The sequence below is a fragment of the Lactiplantibacillus garii genome (assembly GCF_003885105.1).
In the GTDB taxonomy this organism is placed as follows: domain Bacteria; phylum Bacillota; class Bacilli; order Lactobacillales; family Lactobacillaceae; genus Lactiplantibacillus; species Lactiplantibacillus garii.
Map to the genome: position 1 here is coordinate 66,094 of NZ_QWZQ01000004.1, position 25,521 is coordinate 91,614.

Genomic DNA, 25,521 nt, shown 5'->3' on the forward strand with positions numbered 1-25,521 from the left:
TTTGCTGATGCAGGCCTCGTTAATAACGGGGCCTGTTTTATCACGTTAAGAAATGAAAGTGTAGGTTGAAAACGTAATGGCTTTACTAGAAGTAACCGACTTATCGCAAAGTTTTGCGGATCGTAAGTTATACGAAGACGCAAACTTTACGTTGGAAAAGGCCGACCACATGGGAATTGTCGGCCAAAACGGAGCGGGTAAAAGTACCCTGATCAAGATTTTAACCGGTCAAATTTTACCGCTATCCGGGCAAATTAAATGGCAACGAAACGTCCGCACTGGCTATTTAGACCAATATGCGGACATTCCGGCGGGGATGACGCTGTACGCTTTTCTGAAAACGGCGTTTAAACGGCTTTACGATTTGGACGCGCAGATGCAACAGTATTACGCCGACTACGCGGAAAATATGGATGATAAACTGTTGGAAAAAGCGGGCCGGATTCAAGAGATCTTAGAGGCGAATAACTTTTATGACATTGAAACGGAAATGGAACGGGTCATTACCGGGCTAGGACTAGACGCCATTGGTCGTGACCACGTCATTAGTGAGATGTCCGGTGGGCAACGCTCAAAAATTATTTTGGCGAAGCTGTTGCTGGAAAATCCGGACGTGATTATTTTGGATGAACCGACCAACTACTTGGACACGACCCACATCGAATGGCTGGAAGACTACCTAAACAGTTTTGAAGGGGCCGTCATGGTTATTTCCCACGATTACGACTTTTTACAACAAGTTACCAATTGTATTTGTGACGTGGCTTTCGGGAAAATCATCAAATACCGGGGTGACTTTAAAGCCGCCATGCGTCAAAAGGAAGCCCGGAAGGAAGCCCAGTTAAAGGCCTTTGAAAAGCAGCAGGTCGTGATTGACAAGGCCGAGAAGTTTATTCGCAAAAACAAAGCCGGTTCGAAGTCGACAATGGCCAAGTCCCGTGAAAAGATGTTATCGCACATGGAGCGGGTCGATCCACCGTCGGAAAACGTGCACGCCAAGTTCAGTTTTCCGTATCTGGATACCGGCTCACAAAATGCGTTGAGTGTCACTAAACTCTCCGTTGGTTACGGTAAGCCACTGTTGGAACCGGTCACCTTTACGATGACGAACGGTGAAAAGTTGGCCTTTAAGGGGTTTAACGGGGTCGGAAAGTCGACCCTGATCAAGTCCATTTTAGGAGTAATTCCGGCAATTGGTGGAAAATCTAGTTTTTCCCCGTCGGCCAAAATTAACTACTTTAACCAGGATCTGGAATGGGATAACCCGCAACTGACCCCGTTACAAACGATTCAAAACGAGTACCCAACGATGTTGCCCAAAACCATTCGGACTAAGTTGGCGAAGTGTGGGATCAACGCGGCTAACGCGATGAAACCCATGCACCTCCTAAGTGGTGGGGAACAGACTAAGGTGAAGTTAGCTTTGCTAGAACTGATTCCAAGCAACTTCTTAATTATGGACGAACCCACCAACCACTTGGATGATGAGACCAAGGAAGGGTTAAAACGGGCCCTCCAAGCCTTCCCGGGAAACTTGATCTTAGTTAGCCATGAAAGTAGTTTTGTGGATGGGTGGGTCGATAAGGAACTCAACGTTGAAAAACTTAGTTTAAAAGCTCAGCCTAAATAGCATCATATTTATCAGACGGTCACCCGTAGTTTGGGATTGGCCGTTTTTTTGTTCATTTACTGAAAAAAAACGACAACTTTACATTAAAGTGGTAAACAGTTTTAATAAAAGTTGTCACAATAGTGGTAGTTCTTCGAATCAAGCGAAAGGGTGAGGACAGCATGGTTCACGGCTTGTTTTATGGGGTACTTTTAGCTGGTTTCTTTGGTGGGTTATTCGTGCAGTGGTACTACCGGGCCTACTTGGATCTTTTATTGACCGTTCACAGTATTGAGGTCCTATTTCTCGGTATCGTGGGGTGGTATAGTTTTGGTCCGCTGGTTTTGGGACCACTGTTGGCGCTATGGTTAACGGGATTAGGTGCGATTTACGTGATGAATCGATTTGCTTGAGACTTTACGCAACTGGGGGCGTTGGAAATGAAGGCTAGGTTTATCAGTTTAACCGCCGGCATGATTTTAGGAGCCGTGATTTTTCTGATTAGCATTTGTTTAGTTGGTTGGATGCCAACCAAGTCGTTGGGACTAAGTTTGACTGGGTTAATTTTGATGTGGGGTTGTGGCGCGAGTCTAGAGCTGTTTAAGACGAGGCACCAGTTGACGACCCACACTGCAATTATTAAGTTACTAAGAAGTTAGTGGCGTCATTTGAATTTTAAATTAAGTGGACACCAAAAAGGGCTTTGCAAGAATCGCTTGCAAAGCCCTTTTAGCCTACCATAACGTCATTCTTTGATCTGACTGGTGTCATGATCGGTGGGAAGTGTTAACCCCCGGTTGGCAACGCTGGTTGAAAAGACAATTTGGGTACTAGTTTTTCCAAACGTTTGGAGTTGGTTAACAAATTCATCCAGTGCTTGAGTGGATTCAAAAATCACTTTTAAAATTTGTGAATACTCACCCGTCACACAGTCACACTCCAAAATGTTGGGGATTCCGGCGACGAACGGGTAGAAACGTTCTTTCTGAGTCGGCTCCAGTTGCAATTGGATGTAGGCCTTGATGTGGTAGTTGAGTTTTTCGTAGTTTAAGTTCGCCTGATAATCACGGATAATCCCACTCTTTTTTAACCGGGTGATCCGCGCTGAAATTGCCGGTGAAGAGATGAAGCACTGATCAGCCAGCGCCTTCAAAGAAATGCGGGCATCCGCCTGCAAGGCGTTCAGAATCTTCAAATCGGTTTTATCCATGCTAAAAAACGCCTCCTAAGTAATTATTAGTATCATAGCATACTTTCACAGTAATTTTTAATTTTAAGGTTAAGTTTGTCAAGAAAGGATAACAACCTTACTGTTCGGGTGTTGATTGACACTAGAAATGGTATGGTAGACTTAATAAAAGTGGGGTGACTAATATGCAAACAGCACGAATTTCTGCCGCCGTCGCAAACGTTTGGCGGCAACCACGGGTAACGGCCCTTGAGCGCCTAGCACTCAATAATCACGGCTTGGGTCCGTGGCTTGATCAGTTAAGTGACGGTGACACTGTTGCTTTAGAACGTGATAATCGAATCGTTACGCAGGCACTATTTAACGATCCGTTTATCGTGGACCGGATCGTGGATGGTTGGGCGTTCGGCTACGTCGCAACGCAACGGGATGCTCGCCATCCGGAAGGGTATCCGGGATGGGTCTGGGCAGCGCAGCTATCACTAGCCCCGTTACCGTTACGGACCGGCACGACGGTCACTGTCAAACGCGACTTTACCCCGTTACTACGACCCGATGGGAGCACGCTGCGCCGGTTGAGTCTTGGCACGGAATTACCAGTGATTTCCAGTAAAGATCACCGCTACGACCTAGTGCAGACTCCACTGGGCGTTGGTAAAGTGGCTAAGCGGGCGACCCAGTTTCAATTTGATGAACCCCACCTGCTTGCCGGAGCACAAATGGTGCGGCTGGGCGCGGAGTTTTTAGATCTGCGCTATTTATGGGGTGGGGTGAGTGCGTACGGGTTTGACTGCTCGGGACTGGTATATAGCTTACACCGGGCGGTAGGTATTCAGCTCCCCCGGGACGCGAGTGACCAGTGCTTAGTCGGCACAACGGTTGACTTGGCAAATGCTCAGCCGGGTGATCTGTGCTTCTTTGCCCACGACCATGGTCAGGGCGCAGTCCACCACGTCGCCATGTACGCTGGTGACGGGTGGCTCCTGCACGCACCGACCCCGGGGAAGCACGTCACCTATTTACAATTAGCAACAACCTATTTAAGGGATGAATTAGTTGCCGTTAAACGCAACTGGTAGATAATGAGGCGAAAAGTTTTGCGTAAATTATTCAGATGGTTTCTACTCGGCGTCGTCGTCTTGATTGGCTTAAGTGGCTGTGGTCGGACCACCAAGCGTTCTACGTCCCAGTCCGCTTCGACGACGCAAAAAAAGGCCGCCCCGTGGATCACGAGTTCCGTGCCAACGTTTTACGTGCACGGATTTCAGGGGAGTGCGAACTCCACTAATACGTTGATCCAGCACGCGGAAAAAACGGCTCACGCCCATAAAGTCCTCGTGGCGACGGTCAGTACCAGCGGTCAAGTGACCTTGACGGGGCACTGGGCGGCGAAGACTCGCAACCCGATTATTCAAGTTGTATTTAAAAATAACCTGGCCCAGTACGACCAACAGAGTGCCTGGTTAAGTCAAGTTATCACGGCGGTCAAGGCCCGCCACAATTTTAACCGTTACAACGTCGTGGCCCACTCCGCTGGCTGTGTCGCAACGGTTAACTTGTTAATGACGAAGCAGGCTAGCAATTTTCCAACCATCAACAAACTGGTGACGATTGCTGGCCCGTTTGACGGGGTGGTTGGTGAAGACGACGTGGCTAATCAGAATTCGTTTTTGAGTAATGGCCAACCGAAATATCAGCACGCCGCGTACCAATTGCTGGCTGCCAAACGCCAACGGTTTCCACGGCACGTGCATTTATTGAACATTGTGGGCAATTTGGATGACGGGACCAACTCGGATAGTTTGGTTACCAACGTCTCCGCGCGGTCAATCAAGTACCTATTACGCGGTACCGGGTTAAATTACACGGAGAAGGACTTTCACGGCAAAAACGCCCAACATAGTAAGTTGCACGAAAACGCAAAGGTGGCGCTCGCCGTTGACCGGTATTTATGGCATCGATAAGATATCCGGCTAAAAAATCAATTAAAAACGGACGCTCATTCCTTAAACTTTGGAATGGGCGTCCGTTTCGTGTTGAGTGAACTAACGATTAAACAAAAAACAGGAAATAAGCCAACCGAATAAGGTGGAATAAGGCGTATAGGGCAAATAGATAAACAACTGAAATACCACCGTACACTAAATATTTATAATTGCGCATATTTAAACCCTCCCCAATCAAGTTACTTCCAGTTTAAAGCGGGGGCGTGAAAATGACAACGCTAACACCCCCGGTTTGATTATAAAGTTTAAGAATCCCTTATTCCGGGGCAACTTATTCGCTTTAATTGGGGGGATATGCTAAAGTTATACCTTGGTTTAGGACAATGATTGTCTAAAACCAGTATTAAAGGATCTCAGATTTTGAATAAATATATTTTTAGTATCACGTACTTGCCCCAGTATCAAATACACAGAATTATTTACAAATTTCCTGAGCATTAGGAAAGGATGTAATGTAATGCGCGTTACAATTAATAAAGGCCAAGAGGTAGTTCAAAATATTCCGCTCATGACCGCCCGACAACGCTATATCAAAGCGGACGTTTGGGAAATTAAAAAAGCAATCATTGAAAAATCCGCCATTAATGGTTGGATGGTTCAAACGTTTCAACAAATGAATTAATAAATGAGCGGCCACGACGAACTCGTCGTGGCCTTTTTGTGGGAGAATCTAACATGGTGAGTGAACAAATTGTCGAACGGCCACTAGTCAGTATTACGAACGTTATTTTTAGCTTTGATACGGTCACTAAGCAGCTATTGGTGCTACTGTTACAGCGAAGCCAAGCCCCGTTTATGGGCGCGTGGGGATTACCGACGACCACCCTGCGAAGTAATGAGAGCGCTGACGCGGCCGCGTTACGACTGGTCAAAGAAAAGCTAGGAGTGCACCTGACTTCCAATCAAACGGAACAACTGGGGACTTTTACCAACGTTGGCCGGGTACCCGGTCAACGGACCCTAGCACTAACGTATATGGTCTATTTGCCGGTTAAACCGGCGTTGATTCCGGGTGCGGGTGCACGGGCCGTTCGTTGGTTTGCGGTTACGCCGCGCACTGACCGGGATGACTTAGTTGCGGGGGACTTATCTTTTACTGGATTGACCGACGACGTCAGTGCTGCTGATTTTTACCAACGGGAACGGGGGACAACCCAACTGGCAGCCGATCACGCTTTGATCGTGAAAACGGCCCTTCAACGGGTGCGTAATCGTTTGAACTACGCCCCCACAATTTTGCGCGTCCTCGGAGTGTCCTTTACGTTAAAACGGGCCCGAGAATTATACGCACTGTTAGAGCGCCGGTCCGTTAGTCAAATTGACAATTCAAATTTTCGTAAAACTCACGGTCACCTCTTTGAGCAGGTTGGCTTCGTACGTGGTAACGGATCTGGTCGTCCGGCCCGGGTCTACCGACTTAAAGACTAGCAGTTGACAGGTTATTAGTCACATGGTAACCTTGTGGCACCTTAAAGGTATAAAATACCTAAAACAAAACGACGTCGTTATTTAGGACAATTACGGGGGATTGCAATAATGGAAATCAGGGGCAATAAGCTCTTAATGTTGATTGGAACGGCGTGGCTGTTTGACGCATTGGACGTTGCGTTATTGTCGTTTATTATGCCAGTAATTAAACAAAGTTGGCACTTAACGGCCGGAGAACTAGGTGCGGTCAGCGCGGTCACGTCACTGGGAATGATGGTGGGGGCCTTGATTTGCGGTTACCTCGCGGATAAGTGGGGGCGCAAACCAGTCTTGATTGGTACGTTGCTGCTATTTTCAATCGGAAACTTGTTACTGACCGTGACGCCCAGCGTGGGCTGGTTTATTGCGGTCCGTTTCTTGACTGGTATTGGACTGGGTGGTGAGCTACCGGTCGCAGCGACCATTATTGCCGACCACTTTACCGGAACGAAACGGGCCCGGATGCTTGTACTGGTCGATAGCTTTTGGGCGTTTGGCTGGATTGTCGCTTCCGTGTTATCGTTTTTAGTCATGCCGCACTTTGGCTGGCGTGTCACGGTGTTGATCACTGCGCTAATGGGACTGTACGCGTTACTAGTGCGTCGGCATTTACCGGATAAAACCCCGACGGAACCGACCAATCAGCGGCCGTTTGGCGCGGCTTTACGCCAAGTGTGGTCACCGCAATACCGGCGGGCAACCGCCTGTTTAAGTGTGTTATGGTTCGTCATCATGTTTGCGTACTACGGGATGTTTTTGTGGTTACCAAGCGTATTAGTTTTACGGGGCTTCTCCATCGTGCATGGTTTTGGCTATACGGTGTTGATGAGCCTGGCCCAGTTGCCGGGATATTACCTGGCAGCGTGGCTGATTGGCAAAGTCCAACGGAAACTCGTTTTGGCCGTTTATTTAGCGGGGACGATGCTGAGTGCGGCCGCATTTGGACTGGCCACTAACGCAACGATGATCTTGATCAGCGGGGCGTGGCTCTCATTCTTTACGCTCGGTGCGTGGGGCATCATGATTGCGTTTACTCCCGGCCAATTTGCCGTTGATGCCCGTGGAATGGGAATGGGCTTTGCCCAGTCGATTGGGCGAATTGGGGCGACCATTGGTCCGTTTTTGGTGGGCGCTTTAATGGGACTGGGCGTGTCCATCACAGGGATTTTTATGGTGTTTGTGGCGGCCCTCGTCATCGGAATCTTGGTTTTATTATTTGGTCTGCGTGATCAGGATCGGAATTGATGCTGACTACTGAGAAAGCCGCATCAAGCACGTTCAATTAAGCCGCTCCAGATGAATTTTTAAACGGTGGGTGTTTCCTAATTCGTAGTCCCAGGTGTCAATGGGACGACCGCGCCGTTAGTTGATATAAATTTAATCGTGAATAAAATTAATTTTAGTTAACACCGGACAATGTTGGCACGTTTACAACAATTGCGTGACAAGACTGGGTACATAAGTTATTTTGTAAAAAAACTAATTTTCACTGGTGGCCCTGGTAGTGGGGGTGTGTTCCGTTGCCAATGCTCCGCGAAACTCCTATGATATAGCCGAGTAAATGAACGGAGTTGAGTCGGATGGTTAAGGCGGAGTTTTGGGCAACGCAAAAATATAACACGCAGTTAAGGACCCAGTTGATGTTAGCAAGTGCCAATCACGAAATTCAAGAAGACGTGGTTTTAAAACGATTGGTTGCACGGGCTGGCCATCGCTTAAAGGTGCGGGGGGATAGTTCAACGGTTGCTCGGCAAGTGATCATCGACTTGGGCTATTATTTGTTTTGTCACCAGTACAACATGCCCCGGGCCGCGTACGAACTTTTGGCCGTAGCCCAAAGAATTGATGCGGAGCAGCGGACCAGGACGCGGATTATTGAAATGACCACGTCTAAAAAGTAAATTAACCTTCATTTTACGTAAAGATTGGATTACAATAGTAAATACATTAGAAAATAATGATAAAGCGTTAGGGAAAGCAGGTTGATTGACAGCATGGGAAGATCAGAACAGTTAAAAAAATTGGTGTTTGCGGGTTTATTTGCCGCCATTATTTTTATTGGCATTAGTGTGATTCGAATTCCGTTACCCGCGGTCGTTGGCCGACCGTTTATTCACTTTGGTAATATTTTAACGGTGATTGCCGTGATGTTTTTAGGCTTTGGTTACGGAGCCGCCGCCGGAGCAATTGGACTGGGTTTATTCGATATTTTGAACGGGTACGCTGCTACATCGTGGCTAACAGTGATTGAAGCCGTAATTTTAGCGGCCATGGTAAGTTGGAGTTACCGGTCCGTTGGTCATACGGAGGACCAGTTGACGAAGCTGTACTGGGTTTCCTTTGTAGCCGGGGTGACTAAGATTGTAACATCGTGGTTTACCGGTGTCATTGAAGCGTTGATGGTGGGCACCGCGTTGAACGTGGCTATGATTGGGGCCTTTACCAGTTTATTAGCCGCCACGATCAATTCGGTGGCCTGCTTTGTACTAGTTCCACTAATTTACCGGATTTTGGTTCAAGTTGGCTTTAGTCGCCAACGGTTATTCGTATAGTTGAAGATTAGTTATTGAAAGCCCCAACGCCGACCTACAGTTTGCGTTGGGGCTTTTGAATAGTCAAAAACGACCAAGCACACTGGCTTGGTCGCGTGGTACACGGGTTTGGTGAAAAAAACTGCTGGGAACGTACGAAAATCTGCGGAGTGAATATCGTTTGGTTGATATTCGGTGTAACTATAGCACGTGTAACGTTGATTCGTCCGGGTAGACAACTTGTTTGGAAATTTAATTAAAGGTCCGGTTTATGTGTACGAGTGCTGACATCAATTCGCCCATGATAAATTAGAGATAGTTCCCGGACGCTGACTTTCCACGCCACCGCTGAAAGTTTGACTATCCTTTTGACTATCCCAAGTATCAATTTGAGTAACAATGACCAATTAGTGGGTAAGGACAAGCCCGGCAAAATAACGAAATCCATGGCAATAAAAAAAGCCATCCGTTTAAGATAGCTTTCTAAACCGTTTACCAGCAAGGCATTTGAGTCCGTTTGGTGGTAGTCAATTGTTAACTACTTGCGGTAAAACGTTGATATAACAAGTGTTCTGGAGCTTATTACATCCCTTTAAAACTCAATAATGGAGGTGGCGAGAGTCGAACTCGCGTCCAAGCATATTGCCCTTCGGATATCTACGTTCATATTCATACTATTTAAATTTCGCCATTACAAACGCCGTATGACAGGGCACCCAGTAAAAGCTAACCTGATTAATCTCTTCTCGTTGCTCCAGGTGGAAGCATTGAGCGTGAGTCCACTAAATTTAAGACCCAGATCCAGAACATGGACGATCCTGGGAGGATCTACGTTAAGCGCCTATTAAGCAGCTAAAGCGTAAGAATTGTTATTATTTTTTGCAGTTATAAATAAACTGAGCGATTTTACGAGACGCAACCTCGAAACGCAATCCGAACTCAAACTATACCTGTCGAATCCAGAACACCCCCAGATTCAACACTACTAGTTTAGCATAGCCGTAACGCCGTGCCAACTCATATGTTTAAGAATCCGTACGCCGCCGGTGAAATAGGATTAACATTTTGTGCATGTTTAACGAGAGCGCCATTACGGCTAAGATAATCATCAGCCCGCCAACAAAATCAAAACTTGTGAGTTGCACGTTTAAAAAAAGAACTGAAAAGACGGTGGCGGCCAACGGTTCGAAGGCGTCTAGTAAGCTGGCAGTTGTTGGTAAAATGTAACTGAGACTGTGCGCAAACATTAAGAATGGCGCCACGGTGCCTAGCAGAACGATAACAACGAGTAAGAGTAATTGAAACGCATTGAGGGTGAGGTGGACCCGCCACATGGGCTGTAAAACCATTAGAAAGAGACCAGCTACTAACAGGCCCCAACCGGTCACCGCTAAGGCGCCGTATTTTGGTAGGATCGAACGGGGAATCAGGGTGTTAGTTGCGACCCCGATGGCGGATAATCCACCCCAAAACAGAATGGCGGGCGACACGGCCAAACTATTTAAGTGCCCGTGCGTCACGATGAGTAGGGTGCCGATGAAGGCCATAACCATCCCGATAACCTCGATACGTTTAGGAATGACGTGTTTGAAAAATAAAAAGTAAAAGGTAATGATAAACGGTCCTAAAAACTGAATGATGGTGGCAATCGGGGCGTTACCGACCCGAACGGCCTCAAAGTAGCACAGTTGTACCGGAATCAGTCCGAGTAGCCCGTAGCTGACTACCTGCCACGCCGAACGTTTGTGTTTCCAAATGGCAAGCGGGTGTTTGCCGGTTAACTGGCCCGCAATGATTAAGATGACTCCGGCACTGAGCATGCGTACTTGGGTCAGCCACATAGCGCTTAAGTGCGGGTTACTGATGAAAAGGGTACTCGCGGCGACTCCCGAAATGCCCCATAGAATACAGGCGATGCTCGCGAGGATAACTCCCCGTAAATGATGTTGTTGTGTCAACGCTGCCCCTCCTTTTATTTCTGAAAATAGCAAGCGTTTTTCATTATAACAAAAATTATCAGTAGGGCGGTCGTTTCTGATTAATCTCTTATTATTCTCATCATTAACTAGGATAAAATGGCGGATGCGTTTTCAACGGCGGAATGCTATCATATTGACAACAACAATCAAATGGAGGTTTTTAGAATGAAAGCAATTATTACGGTCGTTGGTCAGGATCAAGTGGGAATCGTGGCCCGGGTAGCCAATGAACTTGCAAAGTTAAACGTTAACATTGTGGATATGTCGCAAACGTTGATGGACCATAACTTCACAATGATGTTATCGGGGGAATGGGATGACCAGCAATTAAGCTTCGCGGATGCAAAAACTGCCATGGAACGGTTAGAAACGGCCTCCGGGTTGACCATCCGTATTCAACGACAGGCGGTTTTTGACGCCATTCAGAAATTATAGGGAGGGCCAACATGGAAAGTCGACCGATTTTAGAAACAATTCAAATGATTGCCGAAGAAAATTTGGATATTCGGACCATTACAATGGGAATCTCCCTCTTTGACTGTATCGATAGTGACGGCGAACGGGCGCGCCAAAAAATTTACGATAAGATTACGCACAGTGCGCGCGACCTGGTGAAGGTAGCGGACCAAATTCAAGCGGAATACGGGATTCCCATCATTAATAAACGAATCGCGGTGACCCCAATTGCGCTGATTGCGGCGGCCAGTGGTGACACGAACTACGTGGCCTACGCGTTGACGATGGAAAAGGCGGCTCGTGAACTGGGTGTCGACTTAATTGGGGGCTTTTCTGCCCTGGTTCAAAAGGGATATCAAACCGGGGACCGGAAGTTGATTGCGTCGATCCCGCAGGCCTTGGCCGAAACTAGCCGGGTTTGCAGTTCGGTCAACGTGGGCTCGACGCGGGCTGGCATTAACCTGGATGCAGTGGGTGAAATGGGCCGCATTATTAAACAAATTGCTGCCGATGATCCGGTTAACTGTATGAGCTTGGTGGTGTTTGCTAACGCGGTGGACGATAATCCGTTTATGGCGGGGGCTTTCCACGGAGTCGGTGAAGCGGACCGGGTGATCAACGTTGGGATTAGTGGTCCTGGAGTCGTTAAGCGGGCACTGGAAGAAGTCCGTGGTCGTTCCATCGACGTCGTATCCGAACAAATAAAAAAAACTGCCTTTAAAGTGACGCGAATGGGGCAGTTCGTGGGAACAATTGCGGCGCAACGGTTAAAGGTCCCGTTTGGAATTGTTGACCTTTCGCTGGCACCGACCCCGAACGAGGGGGATTCGGTTGCAGAAATCTTAGAAGAAATTGGATTGGAAAGTGTCGGGGCCCCGGGAACGACTGCCGCGTTAGCCCTACTTAACGACGCCGTGAAAAAGGGTGGCGTGATGGCCTGCGAGCACGTTGGGGGGCTCTCGGGAGCCTTTATTCCGGTTTCGGAAGATGCCGAAATGATTCGCGCGGTCAGTGCCGGTCGGTTGAATGTCGAAAAACTCGAAGCCATGACGGCCGTTTGTTCAGTTGGGCTGGACATGATCGCGGTTCCCGGTAAGACCAGTGCCGAAAGCATCAGTGGAATGATTGCTGACGAAGCCGCCATTGGGATGATCAATAACAAGACGACGGCGGTCCGGGTGATTCCGGCCACTGGGCAAGACGTTGGCGACGAGGTTGAATTTGGCGGATTGTTTGGCCGGGCACCGGTCATGCGAGTCAACGCTGCCCAACCCCAAGCCTTCATTCATCGGGGTGGTCACATTCCCGCTCCGATCCATTCGTTTAAAAACTAATATTAAGATAGCATCACGTGAACTCGGCGATAATTCCAAACCTAGGAACCATCGCCGAGTTCACGTTAATGCTCACAAACCCAGTAACTTTTGGCACGTTTTTTTGCCGAATACTGATCGAAACACGTGCATTTTAACAAATTTTTTTCTACTATATTAATGGATTGATTTTTAGAAGCAGAGGGTTTGCGGACTAGTACACATTTCTTTCACAAATCTAGCACGGTTTGTTAGTAATTTGTTGTTATACTTCTCCTGAACACTAGCCCGAAGTGGGGTATGATATAGGTAGGTTTGGAACGTCACGTGAAGTCTAGCGCTCCGTGTGCTTATCAAATGAGATCATAAGCAATTAACTTGGAGGAATCTGTTAATGAAATTATTAATGATTGAAGATAATAAGTCCGTCTCAGAAATGATGGCAATGTTTTTTAAGAAAGAGAAGTGGGACGCCCACTTCGCATACGACGGCAACGAAGCGGTTGATATGTTTAACGAAGACGTTAACGGTTGGGACATGGTCACGCTCGATTTAAACTTACCTGGTAAGGACGGCATGCAAGTTAGTGCAGAAATTCGCAAGGCTTCACCAACCGTACCAATTATTATGTTGACCGCCCGGGATTCTGAAAGTGACCAGGTTTTGGGGCTTGAAATGGGTGCGGATGATTATGTGACCAAGCCGTTTTCACCCATTACGCTGATTGCGCGAATCAAGGCCTTACACCGCCGAGCTGATTTAGGAAAGGGTGCTCCGACTGAACGGCCCGCTGACGCGGTTAGTGATTTTGACGTTCAAACGGATCACTTCAAGTTGAACACAAAGACCCGGGAAGCTTACTTAGGCGGAACGCAGATTCAAGACCTAACGCCTAAGGAATTTGACTTGCTAAAAACGCTGGCGCAAAAGCCGCGCCAGGTGTTCTCCCGGGAACAGTTATTGCAACTAGTTTGGGATTATGAATATTACGGTGATGAGCGGACAGTTGACGCCCACATTAAGAAGTTACGGCAAAAAATCGAAAAGGCCGGTCCCCAAATTATTCAAACCGTTTGGGGGGTCGGTTACAAGTTTGATGATAGTGGAGTGAAGGCTGAATGAAACTGATCTACCAACAAATGTTGTCTTTTTTTGCCGTGATCATTACGGTCGTGGTGGTGTTAGGGTTTGCGTTTATCAGGACGACCAAAACGATGATTTATCAAAATTCGTGGCAACAATTACAACAGTACGCCGCCAGTATTGAAAAAGAAGCCATTCGCTATAATACTAAGACCCACCAAGTGGTTGGCTTTAACCAGCAGTTTTTGAACGACGGGACCGTTATCCTGCGGGATCAGCACATTCATTTTTCCGTTTACGACGCAAAAAAGCGGGTCGTTTATCCGAATAATCTGGGCGTTAGCAGTGAAAGCACTCCCGGTGGATCAATTTACGATCCCCACATTTCCAGTAGTGATTGGAAAAAATTAAAGCAGAATAAAACCATTACCCAGTCCCCGCACGTCACGTTCCGTTCAAGACGGCACGACCGGCCGGTTAACACCCCGTCACTCAGAACCATTGACGTGTTAGTTCCGTTGTTTTATAAGAACGGGGGCGTTAAAAAGTTTGTCGGGGCGATTTCAATTGGTTCGTTTGAGCAAACGTTGCAAGCAAACGAACAGCAGATTGAAAATAACCTGTTCATCGCGTTGTTAGTTTCAGGCGTGGCGGCCCTGTTACTGAGTTACATTCTGGCCCGCTACTCTGTTCGCCGGATCAACCGGTTACGTTATGCGACCCATTCCGTTGCAAGTGGTGATTTTGACATTCAAGTTGAGAGTAACCATAAGGACGAAATTGACGACCTGGCCGATGATTTCAACGGCATGGTGAGTTCGTTACGGGCTTCTAATGAAGAGATTAAACGACAAGAAAAACGGCGCCGTGAGTTTATGACCGACGCCGCCCACGAAATGCGGACGCCGTTAACGACCATTAACGGTATTTTGGAGGGACTGGCTTACGATGCCATTCCTGAAGAGGATAAGGCCCACTCGATTGAATTGATGCAAAATGAGACCAAGCGTTTAATTCGGTTGGTCAACGAAAACTTGGATTACGAAAAGATCCGTACCGGCCAAATTGCGTTGAATAAGACCAATTTTGACGGGGCCGAGGTACTGCGCAACTTAATTGAACAGCTGACTAAAAAAGCGGCGGCGGCTGAGGATCAATTTAAACTAGTATCGCCGACTGAGTTGCCGGTCTGGGCCGATTACGACCGGTTCGTGCAAGTGTTGTTTAACATCATGCAGAACGCCATTCAGTTTTCACAAAAAAACGTGATTGAAGTGACGGCTAAACGAACGGAACACGCGGCGGTCATTGCCGTGCAGGACCACGGGATTGGAATGACCCCGGACCAGGTTAAAAATATCTGGGAGCGTTATTACAAGGCTGATCCGTCCCGGAAGAACACGAAGTACGGCGAATCCGGTCTTGGCTTAGCCATCTCACACCAGTTAGTTCAACAACACGGTGGGACCATTCAGGTCGATAGTGTTGCCAATGAAGGGACCTGCTTTACGATTACCTTCCCGGATGATGGTTTTGATCAACCTATCGTCGAGGACTAGACCAATTTTAAAATAACGATATTTTGAAATGTTGAAAGTTACACTTGTGAATTTTCACACGCAGGGGAGCTTCCCTAGTGTTGAAGCGGGTTTGGCCGGATGGTCAGGCCCGCTTTTTGGGTGCGCGCCCCGTACTGGCCGGGGTTTGCGTAGCGTTCCCCCGGTAAATATGGTACCCTTAACTTGGCTGTGAATAGCGATTTACCGCTTTTTAGATAAGATTTTGGAACGAATAGGAGACTACGATGCAAAGAGTACAAATTACTGGAAATTCCCAACGTAAGGTAAAGGATGGTTACCCCTTACTGGTTGCGGATGATTTAAAGGATCCAAGTATGAAGTTAACGGACGGTTCGTTTGTCGCGTTAATGGCTAGTTCACAATTTATGGGCTACGCCTTGATTGCCAAACACCGGCGCCAATTGGGGTGGGTACTTAGCTTAGATGAAAGTGAGACCCCGACGACCGATTATTTTCGGAAACTGTTCAAACAAGCACTCGTGCGCCGGGCGACCAGCATGGATCCCAGCGTTCCCCAACGGGTCTTTAACGCCGATGGTGACGGCTTAGGTGGCGTGACGATCGACCGATATCAAGACTATTACGTTTTCACGTGGTACGCGCAGGGCGTTTACCAACAGCGAGAAATGCTATACGCTGCATTTGAAACGGCCACTGACCACCAGTTCAAGGGAATTTATGCCAAACTGCGGTTTAACGTGGACGAAGCGAATTTAAAGAGTCAACTGGTGACCGGTGACGCGGCGCCGGAACCGTTGTTAGTGACGGAGGGGGACGTGACCTACCCCCTGCACTTGCAAGATGATTTGACGACCGGTTTATTACTGGATATGCGACCAATTCGCCAGTGGTTAGCCGGTGCTGAACTTCAAGGCAAGACCGTTTTGAACTTGTTTAGCCAGGAAAACGGGATTACCGCGGCGGCGGCGGTTGCCGGTGCTGCTAAGACGATTTCGATTGAAACCAATAAAAAGGGCGCAGCGGCTACAGCTGACCAACTAGCCGTAAACAACATTGATCCAGCAAAGCACGAAATTCGGGCGATTGAGGTTAACAGCTACCTGGACTACGCGGCTAAGCACCACTTGAGTTATGACGTGGTCGTCGTAACGGCACCAACCTTTGCCCGGGTCAAAAAACAGAAGTTCCAAGTGGCCACCGATTTAACGGCTTTACTGGAAAACACCTTACCGGCCGTTCGGCGTGATGGTCAGTTGATCGTAGCGACCACCGCCAACAACTTCTCAATGAAGAAGTTTAAAGAAGCTGTTAGTGCCGCCTTTATTGGGAGTGACCGCCACTATACGGTGACGGAAACCTTCCGCTTACCAAGTGACTTCGTGACTCGCAAGGCGTACTTGGCAAGTAATTACTTGAAGGTGTTGGTTTTAACGCTGGATAAGTAAGCCAATTTAGGCAAAATAAACCAGCAAAATAAAAAAATTTTAACGTTAGATTTAGGGACCGTTTTCATTAATTGAAAACGGTCCCTATCGATAAGAAAACGAATTCATGAAAACATAAAAATATTTATATTTACGTGCTGGTCGCTGATTATGACTGGTAAAACGGTTACTTTACTGTTAAAATTATTTTTTGTCGTTAGGCATGAGAGAAAACATAAGAAATGAGGATTAATAGTAATGGGAATTCTAATTGCACTGATTCCTGCAATCGCGTGGGGGAGTATCGGCTTAATTAGTGGTCGAATGGGCGGTACCGCTCGGCAACAGACCCTTGGGATGACAATGGGGGCCTTAGTATTTGGCTTGGCCCTGTGGTTGGTTGAACAACCAACGTTAACTAGCAAAATTTGGTTGATTGGAATCATTTCCGGTTTATTCTGGAGTATTGGTCAGGGTCAACAGTTTACGTCGATGAAGGCCGTTGGGATTTCACGGACGACGCCGATCTCAACCGGGATGCAACTCGTGGCGAACGCGTTGGCCGGAGTGCTGTTATTCCAAGAATGGCACGGAAACATGTACTGGATTGGTTCAATCTCAGTAATTGTCCTGATCGTAGGTGCGGTGTTAACTTCCTTAACGGACCGGACCGACCCGAACCGCAGTTCTTCAGAGAACTGGGGCGTTGGGATTCGGGCCTTGATTTTATCAACGGTGGGCTATGCCGGCTATACGATCGTCGTACATTATGGTAACGTGAACGCTCAGGCCGTGGTCATGCCACAGGCCGTTGGGATGTTGCTCGGTGCGCTGATCTGGTCGTTTAAGGATAAGCCGTGGGTTGAAAAGGCCACTTACCGTAACATCGTGACCGGCTTGGTCTGGGGAGTCGGTAACTTATTCATGTTCATGGCGATGGCCCAAATTGGTCAAGCCGTTGCGTACTCATTGTCACAAATGGGAATCGTTATTTCCACCTTTGGGAGTATCTTCTTACTGGGCGAACACAAGACGAAGCGTGAGATGGTTTACGTGGTCATTGGTTCGATTCTCGTGATTGTCGGTGGGATTGCGTTATCGCTTATGAAAGCATAGTAAAACTTTTACTTTTACATTTATAAAAAAATATGATAAACCTAAAAAGTTGATTTGACGCGGATATGAATGATTATTCGCGTCTTTTTTTGACTATAAAAACACTTATTTTTTACATAAATCACGAAAATTTACGAAAAAATGGGGTAAGTGCTGTTCATTCCGTTCGCTACTATTGTATAATGTCAGTTGTAAATACGTATAGAAAGAGGTAATAGTAAATGGCACACATTTCATTTGACAGCTCTAATTTAACTAAGTTTGTTCACGACAACGAACTTGGCGAAATGCAAGCTATGGTTACAGCTGCTGACAAAGAGCTGCGTGAAGGAACCGGCGCCGGTAACGATTTCCGCGGCTGGTTGGATTTACCAGTAGACTACGACAAGGACGAATTTGCACGGATTAAAGCCGCTGCTAAGAAGATTCAAAACGATTCTGACGTTCTGGTTGTTATCGGGATTGGTGGTTCATATTTAGGTGCTCGCGCTGCCGTTGAATTTTTACACGAAACTTTCTGGTCATCACTTTCACGTGAAGACCGTAAATTCCCACAAGTTGTCTTTGCTGGGAACTCAATTTCATCCTCATACGTCAACGATTTGATTCACTTGATCGGCGACCGGGACTTCTCCGTTAACATCATTTCGAAGTCTGGTACTACGACCGAACCTTCAATCGCATTCCGGGTATTCAAGGAACGCTTAATTGCCAAGTATGGTGAAGAAGGCGCCAAGAGCCGGATCTACGCTACGACTGACCGCAAGCGCGGTGCGTTAAAGCAAGAAGCCGATGCTGAAGGTTACGAATCATTCGTTATTCCTGATGACGTTGGTGGTCGTTTCACCGTCTTAACGCCAGTTGGTTTATTACCAATTGCCGTTTCTGGTGGCGACATCGATTCATTAATGAAGGGTGCTGCGGACGGTCGTGCGCAATACTCCGATGCTGATTTGACTAAGAACGAAGCTTACCAATACGCTGCTTTCCGGAACATCTTGTACCGGAAGGGTTATACCACTGAAATTCTTGAAAACTACGAACCAAACATGGCAATGTTCTCAGAATGGTGGAAGCAATTAATGGGCGAATCCGAAGGGAAAGACCAAAAGGGGATTTACCCATCATCAGCTAACTTTACGACTGACCTGCACTCTTTGGGTCAATACATCCAAGAAGGTCGTCGTAACTTGATGGAAACCGTTGTTAAGGTTGAAAACGCCACTAGTGACGTTGACATTCCTAAGGAAACGGAAAACCTTGATGGTTTGAAGTACCTTGAAGGTAAGACGATGGCCCAAGTTAACACCAAGGCCTTTGAAGGGGTTATTATGGCCCACGTTGATGGCGGTGTTCCTAACATGGTCGTTAACATCCCTTCACAAGATGCTTACACGCTTGGCTACATGATCTACTTCTTCGAAGCAGCCGTTGCCATTTCTGGTTACCTGAACGGGATCAACCCATTCAACCAACCAGGTGTTGAAGCTTACAAGAACAACATGTTTGCGCTCTTAGGCAAGCCTGGTTACGAAGAATTAACTAAGAAATTAACTGCCCGTTTAGACGACTAGACCCGCGTTAAACTTGAATAAACGTCGCTCAGTCCGCTAATTAGCGCTCCGAGCGGCGTTTTTTTGGTGGGCGGGGTATAATAGAAACAATTAAGTAAACATAAGGAGTTTGCCATGCGAACGTTAAACTTGGTAGAAAGTGTTCTGATTGTTTTGGGCCTGATCCTATTTGGAATTGGGAGTCAAGTTGCTAGTATTAATCACAGCTTGCCGTGGTTACAATACGTTGGGCTAGGCGTAGTATTTTTCACCGGACTTGGCGACGCACTTTATCGCATCATAGCCAAAAAGAGTTTCTTTAAGTAACACTAAGGTCGTTCAAAAAATCCTCGTTACCCCCGTTTTTTACGGGCCGTAGCGGGGACTTTTTTAGTATCTAAATTAAGGAAATGATTAGGAACGGTGGGGGGAACTAGTTTGCTCACGAAAGCATTTTCAAAGTAAAAAAGCAAACCGGTTCCGTTTAATTGCTAGTAACAATCATCAGTAATCACGGGGATTTGATAGTCCATGCTTCAAACGTTGAATAGTTACCCCCGGTATTCGATAACACTTTACATCATTCACTAAAAATCGCAAAGTTATTACTGAGGAACTGTATTCTGGGGTATTCTCCAAAAAAGAATTGGGAGGTACATAGTAATGAGCTTTTTAGAATTACACGATATTCGTAAAGCCTACACCCTGAAACACGAAGAAAACGTGATTTTGAAGGGTATCAACTTAAACTTTGACCGCGGGGAATTCATTTCGATTCTCGGGGAATCCGGTGGTGGAAAGTCGACGTTGATGAATATTATCGGGGGCTTGGATCACCACTATGATGGTGACGTTTTATTGGAAGGTCAGTCGCTCCGTTCCATGAACGAACGGCAAATGGACCGGTACCGGCGTGAAACGGTGGGGTTCATTTTTCAGAACTTTAACTTAGTAAGTTATTTAAATGTTCTGGATAACGTCCTGTTGTCACTTAAGATGACTAAGACCTCCCACACTGAACAGGTCAAACAGGCGGCGGGCCTCCTTAAACGGGTGGGCTTGGACAAACAGGCACGCCAATTTCCTAACGAGTTATCCGGTGGGCAGAAGCAGCGGGTCGCCATTGCGCGGGCGCTGGCTAGTGATCCCGACATTATCATTGCCGACGAACCCACCGGGGCGTTGGACAGCGAAAACACCCAGGAAGTCATGGACATCCTGTATTCGATCGCCGCGGAAGGTAAGCTGGTCATTACCGTGACCCACTCACAGGAGGTGGCCGATTACGGGACCCGGATCGTGCACTTAGATGACGGTCAAATTCACGATGAGTTGGTGATTGGGGCACCGTTTGATGAAGTGGATAAGGAACCAACCCGCTACCGGGTTTTGGGTTTTCGGCAAATGTTTCGGATGTCGATGCAACACATGCGCCGAATGTGGTTACGCTACCTATTAATCATTTTTGGCTCGTCGATTGGGATCAGCAGCATCGTGGTCATGCTGGGGCTGGGTTCTGGGATTCAAAATTACATGAATCACCAAATTACGTCCCAGGTCAACCCGACCGCTGTTCAGATTACCAAGAAGACGGGCAAGGTCAGCACTAAAGCGCGCGATAAGGCTAAGACGGCGAAGGCCTATAAAGCCGCGGTAAATCGCGAAACGACCACGGCGGCTAAGAACGCACAGATTACGAGCACTAACATCAAAAAAATTGCGAACATTAAACACGTTCAGTCGGCTAAGCTGGGCTACTACGCTGGTGCGCAGGCGACGTATAAGAAAAAAACAACCAGCGCGACGTTGCAAACGGATAACCAAACCATCTTGGCGAAAAACATTAAGACCGGGTCGCGCCCAGGTACCAACGAGGTGTTGATCGGCCGGAAACTGGCCAAAAAGTTGGTCGGCACGAAGCAGTATAAACGGGCCCTAAATAAAAAAGTAACGGTCAAGATGGCAATGGTGGATAAAAAGAATCAGGCCGTTACCGTCAAAAAGACGTTGAAGGTCAGCGGGATTACGAATAGTGACGATACGAACGTAGTCGTGACGCCGCAAACCGCCAAAGCCCTGGTAGCAACTAAGAACGTCGCTTACCGGCCGAACTTTGCCATTGTCCAAATTGATAAGTTGAGTCACGTTAAGTCGGTGGAACACCAGATCAAGGCAATCAAGGGAACTAACAAGAAGCAACAGTATAACTATACCGGGATTGGTGACTTAATTGATTCGTTGAACACCTACATTCGGTTAGCCACGAACGTTTTGACCGGGGTTGCCGGAATCGCACTGCTGGTTTCAGCGATTATGATCATCGTGGTCCTCTACGTGAGCGTATCTGAACGGACCCGTGAAATTGGGGTTCTACGTGCGTTAGGGGCCCGCAAGCGGGATATTAGTCACTTGTTCTTCGCGGAAGCCCTAACGATTGGGGTGTTAGCCGCAATTATGGGGATTATTTTTGGTCAGCTTTGGCAGGCACTGGGGAACGCCGCCATTTACAGTTTAATTAAATATCCAATCGTGCGGATTTCGGGAGTTGCAATGGTTGGCGGATTTACCGTCAGCGTTGTTATCAGCTTACTCGCAGCCTTAGCACCAGCACACATGGCTGCCCGGCTGGATCCGGTCGAAAGTCTGTCACACGAATGATAAAAAATGAGGGCGTAGGCTATGTACTTTTTCATTACGAATAAAATTGATTCCACACCGTCGGCCATCGAACTTGCGATGATCAAACGACAGCAACTATTCACGAAACACCGGGTTCCGGCGATGATCGTGACGCGCAACTACGTACGGGATCTGCACCAAAACATGCACCAAGTGGGGCTCGACAATGAATTTGTGGTTAACATGTACGATTATTTTCAAGGAACGACCGACTACGAAGGGCAACCAATGACGGCGGGGCGCTACCCGCGGGTCGATGGTGAGACCTTAGAAAAAATCAATCCAAAGCAATTTGACGTTATTCAACGGGAACAGCGGCAAAAATCAATTCACTTGAATCCTGAAGGTAACGTGGATTACGTGGATATTTTAAATCCGCAGGGGGCGGTCAGTCGCCGGGATTATTACGATACCCGGGGCTTTTTGTCGGTGGCACAATACTTTGACGAACACCAAAACATTGTGTTAGAGCAGCACTTAACGCCGCAGCACCAGCCAGTTCTGGAGACTTTCTTTCGCCCTAATGCCAAGGGCCAGCCGGTGGCCACACACCAACGGTTACTGGGTTACCACGGGGCAACTTACGAATTTGAAGACTGGGACCAACTAACGGCGTTTTTCCTAGATTGTATTAATACCGAGTTTGGTGGTCACGGCACGATGATCGTTGACCGTAGTGATGCCGGGATGCACCCGTTAGTTGAAATGAACACCACGGCGCGCAAATACGAGTTCTTACACAGTAACTTTACCCTGGACCCGCTCGACGTGGTTAACTCGCCGATCGTACCGTTTACTCAAATCGGACTGGATCACGCGGATCAAATGGACGGATTTATCATGTCAACGCAGGCGGAATGTGACGATATGACGAATCATATTCACAACGTGATCCCGACGATTGCCATTCCAGTTGGAAGCGTTAGTGATGCTCGTTTAGCGGCTGCACCGGTTAAGTTTAGTCAACGGACCCCCGGCAAAATTGTTGCGGTGGCCCGGTTATCCGTCGAAAAGCAACTGGACCAGCTGATCAAGGCCATTGCCTACGTGCACGAAAAGCTGCCCCAAGTCACTTTAGATATTTACGGCTACGGTGATTCGTGGACCGGTTTTAAAGAAGAAAAACGCCTGCGTAGTTTGGTGACCTCGCAACAGTGGCAGTCTTTTATTAACTTTAAGGGGTTTGTTCACGACTTGGCACCGGTCTATGATCAGGCCCAGCTGATGGTCCTCACGAGCCAGTACGAGGGTTTTAACTTGGGTATTTTAGAGGGCCTCAGTCACGGGGTACCGGTCGTGGCTTACGATATTAAGTACGGACCGGGAGACATGATCGAAGACGGTCAAAATGGCCGGTTGATTCCGGCGAATAATCTCGTTGAGTTGGGAAAAGTGATCCTCAGTCTCTTACGGCAACCGGCACAATTAGAACGAATGAGCGAAAAGGCGTACGGCCGCAGTAGTCGCTATTCCGAAGCCATGGTTTGGCAGAAGTGGAACGACCGCGTGGTTCAGCCCGATATTCACGCGATGAGGGGAGTAGCAGCATATGGCGACAAACGCAGCGACATCGGTTAAACAACGACCAAAACGTAAATACGGGACCAAGGACTTACTGCGATTAATTACAACTAATGCCAGTCCTAAAAAGGGGTTATTTATTCTCGGAATCTTACTATCCTTCGTGGCAACGATTTGTAGTTTGGGTATCACGTTGATGTTAAAGGAATTTATCGACGCGTTTAATCACGGTACGTCGGGGCAACTCTTACTCCGACTATCCGGCGTGATCGTGGTGCAACTGTTTTCTAGCGTGGCTTCCAGTTTTTTACTGAGCTATACCGGGGTCGACGCCGTTTCAAAATTAAGAAGTACCCTGTGGGAACACATTGTGGACTTACCGATTCCGTACTTTGATCACAACCGAACCGGGGAACTCTCTAGTCGGGTCGTTAACGATACGTCGACTATTTTTGAATTGATTTCCAGTCAGTTTTCAAACGCCATCAATGGGGTCATCTCCATCGTGGGATCGCTGGTGTTGATGTTGATGTTGAACTTTAGGCTAACGATTATTATTTTGATCGTGGTACCGCTAATGGCGGTGATCATTGTGCCGATGGGACAAGTTTTAGCACGCATTTCCAAGGCCATCCAAAAGGAAACGGCTAATTTGAACAGCGCAGCCGTACAAATGATTTCACAAAACCGGCTGGTTAAGGCGATGGTTGCCGAAAAGTCCCTCAAACAACAGGGGACGGCTCAGGTCAACCGCATCAAGGGGTTTAGTGTTCGCCAAATTAAGTTGATCTCATTTCTGAACCCAATTTTAAATATCATGTTACTCGGCGCAATTTTTATCATCATTGTCTATGGTGGGGTGCTAGTACAAACCAAAGCCCTAACGATTGGGAGTTTAGTGGCGTTCTTAATGTACGCCGTGCAGATGATCTCACCGTTGAGTAGTGTGACCGGGTTAGTCACCGCCGTGCAACAAACGGTTGGGGCGACTGAACGGATTGATGATATTTTGGACAGCCCGACCGAAGATAAGCGCTTAAACGGGCAACCATTAGAGACGATTGACACAATTGACTTTGATCACGTTGATTTTGGCTACGAAGTGGATAAGCCGGTACTAAAAGATATTGACCTCCAAATCAACCGTGGTGAACGGATCGCCCTCATTGGGGAGAGTGGGAGTGGTAAGACCACCCTAGTTTCCTTACTAGAGTCATACTACGAACCGACTAGCGGGACCCTAGACGTCAACGGCCAGTCGATGGCTAGTTACACGGTACCGTCGATTCGTAACCAAATTGGCTACGTCAGTCAGGAAGTTGATTTAATGCCCGGTACCATGCGGGATAATTTGCTCCTGGGTGCAACTAAGCCGGTTTCAGATGAGCGTTTAACGGCCTTATTAGGGCAAGTGGGCCTCGCCGACTGGTTAACTGAATTATCAGCCGGACTAGACACAGACGTCGGAGAACGGGGTTTAAACGTCTCTGGCGGGCAACGTCAACGGTTAGCAATTGTTCGGGCGCTGGTCCGGGAACCGTCGTTGCTGATTCTGGACGAAGCAACCGCGAGCCTGGATAACCAGAACCAGGAACGGGTCACCCAGTTGCTGGCGACCCTGCCAGCTGACCTGACGACAATTACCATCGTCCACCGGCTCAATCAGATTGAAGCCTATCCGCGAATTTTATTCATGGAAGACGGACAAATTACTGGGGATGGTGACCACGCCACGTTAATTGCGACCCACGCGCGGTACCGTGACTTTTACCGGTTACAGTATCAGCACGGCTAATTGGCTAATTTCAACCAAACTTTCACAAAAAAACAAGGCAGTCCCGAGTCTGGTGGGTTGCCTTGTTTTTTTGTGAAAGTTCATGTACTAGCCTGATAAGAAGTGGGTTGGACAACTTATCCAATTATGAAGAAAATATGACTTTGTATTAATAAAATTAATAATAATTTCAAAAAAAGGGGGATATTTAGTCTTAGAAAATAAAAAATATTAATAATGATAATGATTCAAAAAGCTCGGCTAAGCAATGATTTACTG

General features: G+C 47.4%; 23 protein-coding genes and 1 other RNA gene. 21 read left to right on the plus strand and 3 right to left on the minus strand.

Going from position 1 to position 25,521, the window contains the following annotated elements:
- Nucleotides 1-76 precede the first annotated feature (76 nt).
- From D1831_RS02155 to D1831_RS02165, 3 genes are all read left to right on the plus strand, one after another.
- The gene (locus tag D1831_RS02155; RefSeq protein WP_125071210.1) at nucleotides 77-1,630 is read left to right on the plus strand and encodes an ABC-F family ATP-binding cassette domain-containing protein; all 1,554 of its coding nucleotides are present in this window, start codon (nucleotides 77-79) and stop codon (nucleotides 1,628-1,630) included.
- Nucleotides 1,631-1,791: 161 nt separating this feature from the next.
- Complete coding sequence (locus D1831_RS02160) at nucleotides 1,792-2,022, plus strand: hypothetical protein (protein WP_125071212.1); 231 nt, start codon at nucleotides 1,792-1,794, stop codon at nucleotides 2,020-2,022.
- Between the two features lie 27 nt (nucleotides 2,023-2,049).
- A complete protein-coding gene (locus D1831_RS02165; RefSeq protein WP_125071214.1) occupies nucleotides 2,050-2,268 on the plus strand; it encodes a hypothetical protein in 219 nt (72 codons plus the stop codon).
- Between the two features lie 86 nt (nucleotides 2,269-2,354).
- Here D1831_RS02165 and D1831_RS02170 read toward each other — a convergent pair whose 3' ends face one another.
- Nucleotides 2,355-2,819, minus strand: coding sequence for an Lrp/AsnC family transcriptional regulator (locus D1831_RS02170; RefSeq protein WP_125071216.1), 465 nt, complete (start codon nucleotides 2,817-2,819; stop codon nucleotides 2,355-2,357).
- Nucleotides 2,820-2,983: 164 nt separating this feature from the next.
- Between D1831_RS02170 and D1831_RS02175 the strand changes: the two genes are divergently transcribed.
- From D1831_RS02175 to D1831_RS02205, 7 genes are all read left to right on the plus strand, one after another.
- Nucleotides 2,984-3,877 carry a C40 family peptidase gene (locus D1831_RS02175; RefSeq protein WP_125071218.1) on the plus strand — a complete coding sequence of 298 codons (894 nt, stop codon included), beginning with the start codon at nucleotides 2,984-2,986 and terminating at the stop codon, nucleotides 3,875-3,877.
- A gap of 18 nt (nucleotides 3,878-3,895) precedes the next feature.
- Entirely contained in the window at nucleotides 3,896-4,762 is an 867-nt protein-coding gene (locus D1831_RS02180) for an alpha/beta hydrolase (protein WP_225422745.1), read from the plus strand.
- Nucleotides 4,763-5,261: 499 nt separating this feature from the next.
- Nucleotides 5,262-5,426: a hypothetical protein gene (locus D1831_RS02185; protein WP_125071222.1), complete on the plus strand. Its 165-nt coding sequence runs from the start codon at nucleotides 5,262-5,264 to the stop codon at nucleotides 5,424-5,426.
- Between the two features lie 56 nt (nucleotides 5,427-5,482).
- On the plus strand, nucleotides 5,483-6,232 hold the full coding sequence (locus D1831_RS02190; RefSeq protein ID WP_125071258.1) for an NUDIX hydrolase: 750 nt from the start codon (nucleotides 5,483-5,485) through the stop codon (nucleotides 6,230-6,232).
- Nucleotides 6,233-6,340: 108 nt separating this feature from the next.
- On the plus strand, nucleotides 6,341-7,516 hold the full coding sequence (locus D1831_RS02195) for an MFS transporter (protein ID WP_404819878.1): 1,176 nt from the start codon (nucleotides 6,341-6,343) through the stop codon (nucleotides 7,514-7,516).
- 335 nt (nucleotides 7,517-7,851) lie between these two features.
- Nucleotides 7,852-8,172 (plus strand): hypothetical protein, encoded by a 321-nt coding sequence (locus D1831_RS02200; RefSeq protein ID WP_125071226.1) that lies wholly within the window; start codon nucleotides 7,852-7,854, stop codon nucleotides 8,170-8,172.
- A gap of 93 nt (nucleotides 8,173-8,265) precedes the next feature.
- A complete protein-coding gene (locus tag D1831_RS02205; RefSeq protein ID WP_125071228.1) occupies nucleotides 8,266-8,823 on the plus strand; it encodes an ECF transporter S component in 558 nt (185 codons plus the stop codon).
- Nucleotides 8,824-9,405: 582 nt separating this feature from the next.
- Here the strand turns inward: D1831_RS02205 and ssrA are convergent.
- Together ssrA and D1831_RS02215 are read right to left on the minus strand one after the other, a co-directional pair.
- Nucleotides 9,406-9,774, minus strand: a transfer-messenger RNA (tmRNA) gene (gene ssrA, locus D1831_RS02210).
- A 53-nt stretch (nucleotides 9,775-9,827) separates the two neighbouring features.
- On the minus strand, nucleotides 9,828-10,760 hold the full coding sequence (locus tag D1831_RS02215; RefSeq protein WP_125071231.1) for a DMT family transporter: 933 nt from the start codon (nucleotides 10,758-10,760) through the stop codon (nucleotides 9,828-9,830).
- A 186-nt stretch (nucleotides 10,761-10,946) separates the two neighbouring features.
- Between D1831_RS02215 and D1831_RS02220 the strand changes: the two genes are divergently transcribed.
- From D1831_RS02220 to D1831_RS02270, 11 genes are all read left to right on the plus strand, one after another.
- On the plus strand, nucleotides 10,947-11,216 hold the full coding sequence (locus D1831_RS02220; RefSeq protein WP_125071233.1) for an ACT domain-containing protein: 270 nt from the start codon (nucleotides 10,947-10,949) through the stop codon (nucleotides 11,214-11,216).
- Nucleotides 11,217-11,227: 11 nt separating this feature from the next.
- The gene (locus D1831_RS02225) at nucleotides 11,228-12,571 is read left to right on the plus strand and encodes a PFL family protein (protein ID WP_125071235.1); all 1,344 of its coding nucleotides are present in this window, start codon (nucleotides 11,228-11,230) and stop codon (nucleotides 12,569-12,571) included.
- Nucleotides 12,572-12,944: 373 nt separating this feature from the next.
- Nucleotides 12,945-13,673 (plus strand): response regulator transcription factor, encoded by a 729-nt coding sequence (locus tag D1831_RS02230; protein ID WP_125071237.1) that lies wholly within the window; start codon nucleotides 12,945-12,947, stop codon nucleotides 13,671-13,673.
- Entirely contained in the window at nucleotides 13,670-15,193 is a 1,524-nt protein-coding gene (locus tag D1831_RS02235) for a sensor histidine kinase (RefSeq protein ID WP_125071239.1), read from the plus strand. Before D1831_RS02230 ends, D1831_RS02235 begins: the two co-directional genes overlap by 4 nt.
- A 245-nt stretch (nucleotides 15,194-15,438) precedes the next feature.
- The gene (locus tag D1831_RS02240) at nucleotides 15,439-16,620 is read left to right on the plus strand and encodes a class I SAM-dependent methyltransferase (protein WP_125071241.1); all 1,182 of its coding nucleotides are present in this window, start codon (nucleotides 15,439-15,441) and stop codon (nucleotides 16,618-16,620) included.
- A 237-nt stretch (nucleotides 16,621-16,857) separates the two neighbouring features.
- Nucleotides 16,858-17,715 carry a GRP family sugar transporter gene (locus D1831_RS02245; protein ID WP_125071243.1) on the plus strand — a complete coding sequence of 286 codons (858 nt, stop codon included), beginning with the start codon at nucleotides 16,858-16,860 and terminating at the stop codon, nucleotides 17,713-17,715.
- Nucleotides 17,716-17,936: 221 nt separating this feature from the next.
- A complete protein-coding gene (locus D1831_RS02250; RefSeq protein ID WP_125071245.1) occupies nucleotides 17,937-19,289 on the plus strand; it encodes a glucose-6-phosphate isomerase in 1,353 nt (450 codons plus the stop codon).
- A 114-nt stretch (nucleotides 19,290-19,403) separates the two neighbouring features.
- On the plus strand, nucleotides 19,404-19,595 hold the full coding sequence (locus tag D1831_RS02255; RefSeq protein ID WP_125071247.1) for a hypothetical protein: 192 nt from the start codon (nucleotides 19,404-19,406) through the stop codon (nucleotides 19,593-19,595).
- A gap of 336 nt (nucleotides 19,596-19,931) precedes the next feature.
- On the plus strand, nucleotides 19,932-21,926 hold the full coding sequence (locus tag D1831_RS02260; RefSeq protein ID WP_125071249.1) for an ABC transporter ATP-binding protein/permease: 1,995 nt from the start codon (nucleotides 19,932-19,934) through the stop codon (nucleotides 21,924-21,926).
- Between the two features lie 21 nt (nucleotides 21,927-21,947).
- The gene (locus tag D1831_RS02265; protein ID WP_125071251.1) at nucleotides 21,948-23,525 is read left to right on the plus strand and encodes a glycosyltransferase; all 1,578 of its coding nucleotides are present in this window, start codon (nucleotides 21,948-21,950) and stop codon (nucleotides 23,523-23,525) included.
- Nucleotides 23,497-25,263 carry an ABC transporter ATP-binding protein gene (locus D1831_RS02270; RefSeq protein WP_125071253.1) on the plus strand — a complete coding sequence of 589 codons (1,767 nt, stop codon included), beginning with the start codon at nucleotides 23,497-23,499 and terminating at the stop codon, nucleotides 25,261-25,263. Before D1831_RS02265 ends, D1831_RS02270 begins: the two co-directional genes overlap by 29 nt.
- The last annotated feature ends 258 nt before the right edge of the window (nucleotides 25,264-25,521 follow it).

Bases quoted from the DNA above. Each gene is read 5' to 3' on its own strand.
- D1831_RS02155 (WP_125071210.1), top strand. From the start codon at position 77: ATGGCTTTACTAGAAGTAACCGACTTATCGCAAAGTTTTGCGGATCGT.
- D1831_RS02160 (WP_125071212.1), top strand. From the start codon at position 1,792: ATGGTTCACGGCTTGTTTTATGGGGTACTTTTAGCTGGTTTCTTTGGT.
- D1831_RS02165 (WP_125071214.1), top strand. From the start codon at position 2,050: ATGAAGGCTAGGTTTATCAGTTTAACCGCCGGCATGATTTTAGGAGCC.
- D1831_RS02170 (WP_125071216.1), bottom strand. From the start codon at position 2,819: ATGGATAAAACCGATTTGAAGATTCTGAACGCCTTGCAGGCGGATGCC.
- D1831_RS02175 (WP_125071218.1), top strand. From the start codon at position 2,984: ATGCAAACAGCACGAATTTCTGCCGCCGTCGCAAACGTTTGGCGGCAA.
- D1831_RS02185 (WP_125071222.1), top strand. From the start codon at position 5,262: ATGCGCGTTACAATTAATAAAGGCCAAGAGGTAGTTCAAAATATTCCG.
- D1831_RS02195 (WP_404819878.1), top strand. From the start codon at position 6,341: ATGGAAATCAGGGGCAATAAGCTCTTAATGTTGATTGGAACGGCGTGG.
- D1831_RS02200 (WP_125071226.1), top strand. From the start codon at position 7,852: ATGGTTAAGGCGGAGTTTTGGGCAACGCAAAAATATAACACGCAGTTA.
- D1831_RS02205 (WP_125071228.1), top strand. From the start codon at position 8,266: ATGGGAAGATCAGAACAGTTAAAAAAATTGGTGTTTGCGGGTTTATTT.
- D1831_RS02220 (WP_125071233.1), top strand. From the start codon at position 10,947: ATGAAAGCAATTATTACGGTCGTTGGTCAGGATCAAGTGGGAATCGTG.
- D1831_RS02225 (WP_125071235.1), top strand. From the start codon at position 11,228: ATGGAAAGTCGACCGATTTTAGAAACAATTCAAATGATTGCCGAAGAA.
- D1831_RS02230 (WP_125071237.1), top strand. From the start codon at position 12,945: ATGAAATTATTAATGATTGAAGATAATAAGTCCGTCTCAGAAATGATG.
- D1831_RS02235 (WP_125071239.1), top strand. From the start codon at position 13,670: ATGAAACTGATCTACCAACAAATGTTGTCTTTTTTTGCCGTGATCATT.
- D1831_RS02240 (WP_125071241.1), top strand. From the start codon at position 15,439: ATGCAAAGAGTACAAATTACTGGAAATTCCCAACGTAAGGTAAAGGAT.
- D1831_RS02245 (WP_125071243.1), top strand. From the start codon at position 16,858: ATGGGAATTCTAATTGCACTGATTCCTGCAATCGCGTGGGGGAGTATC.
- D1831_RS02250 (WP_125071245.1), top strand. From the start codon at position 17,937: ATGGCACACATTTCATTTGACAGCTCTAATTTAACTAAGTTTGTTCAC.
- D1831_RS02255 (WP_125071247.1), top strand. From the start codon at position 19,404: ATGCGAACGTTAAACTTGGTAGAAAGTGTTCTGATTGTTTTGGGCCTG.
- D1831_RS02260 (WP_125071249.1), top strand. From the start codon at position 19,932: ATGAGCTTTTTAGAATTACACGATATTCGTAAAGCCTACACCCTGAAA.
- D1831_RS02265 (WP_125071251.1), top strand. From the start codon at position 21,948: ATGTACTTTTTCATTACGAATAAAATTGATTCCACACCGTCGGCCATC.
- D1831_RS02270 (WP_125071253.1), top strand. From the start codon at position 23,497: ATGGCGACAAACGCAGCGACATCGGTTAAACAACGACCAAAACGTAAA.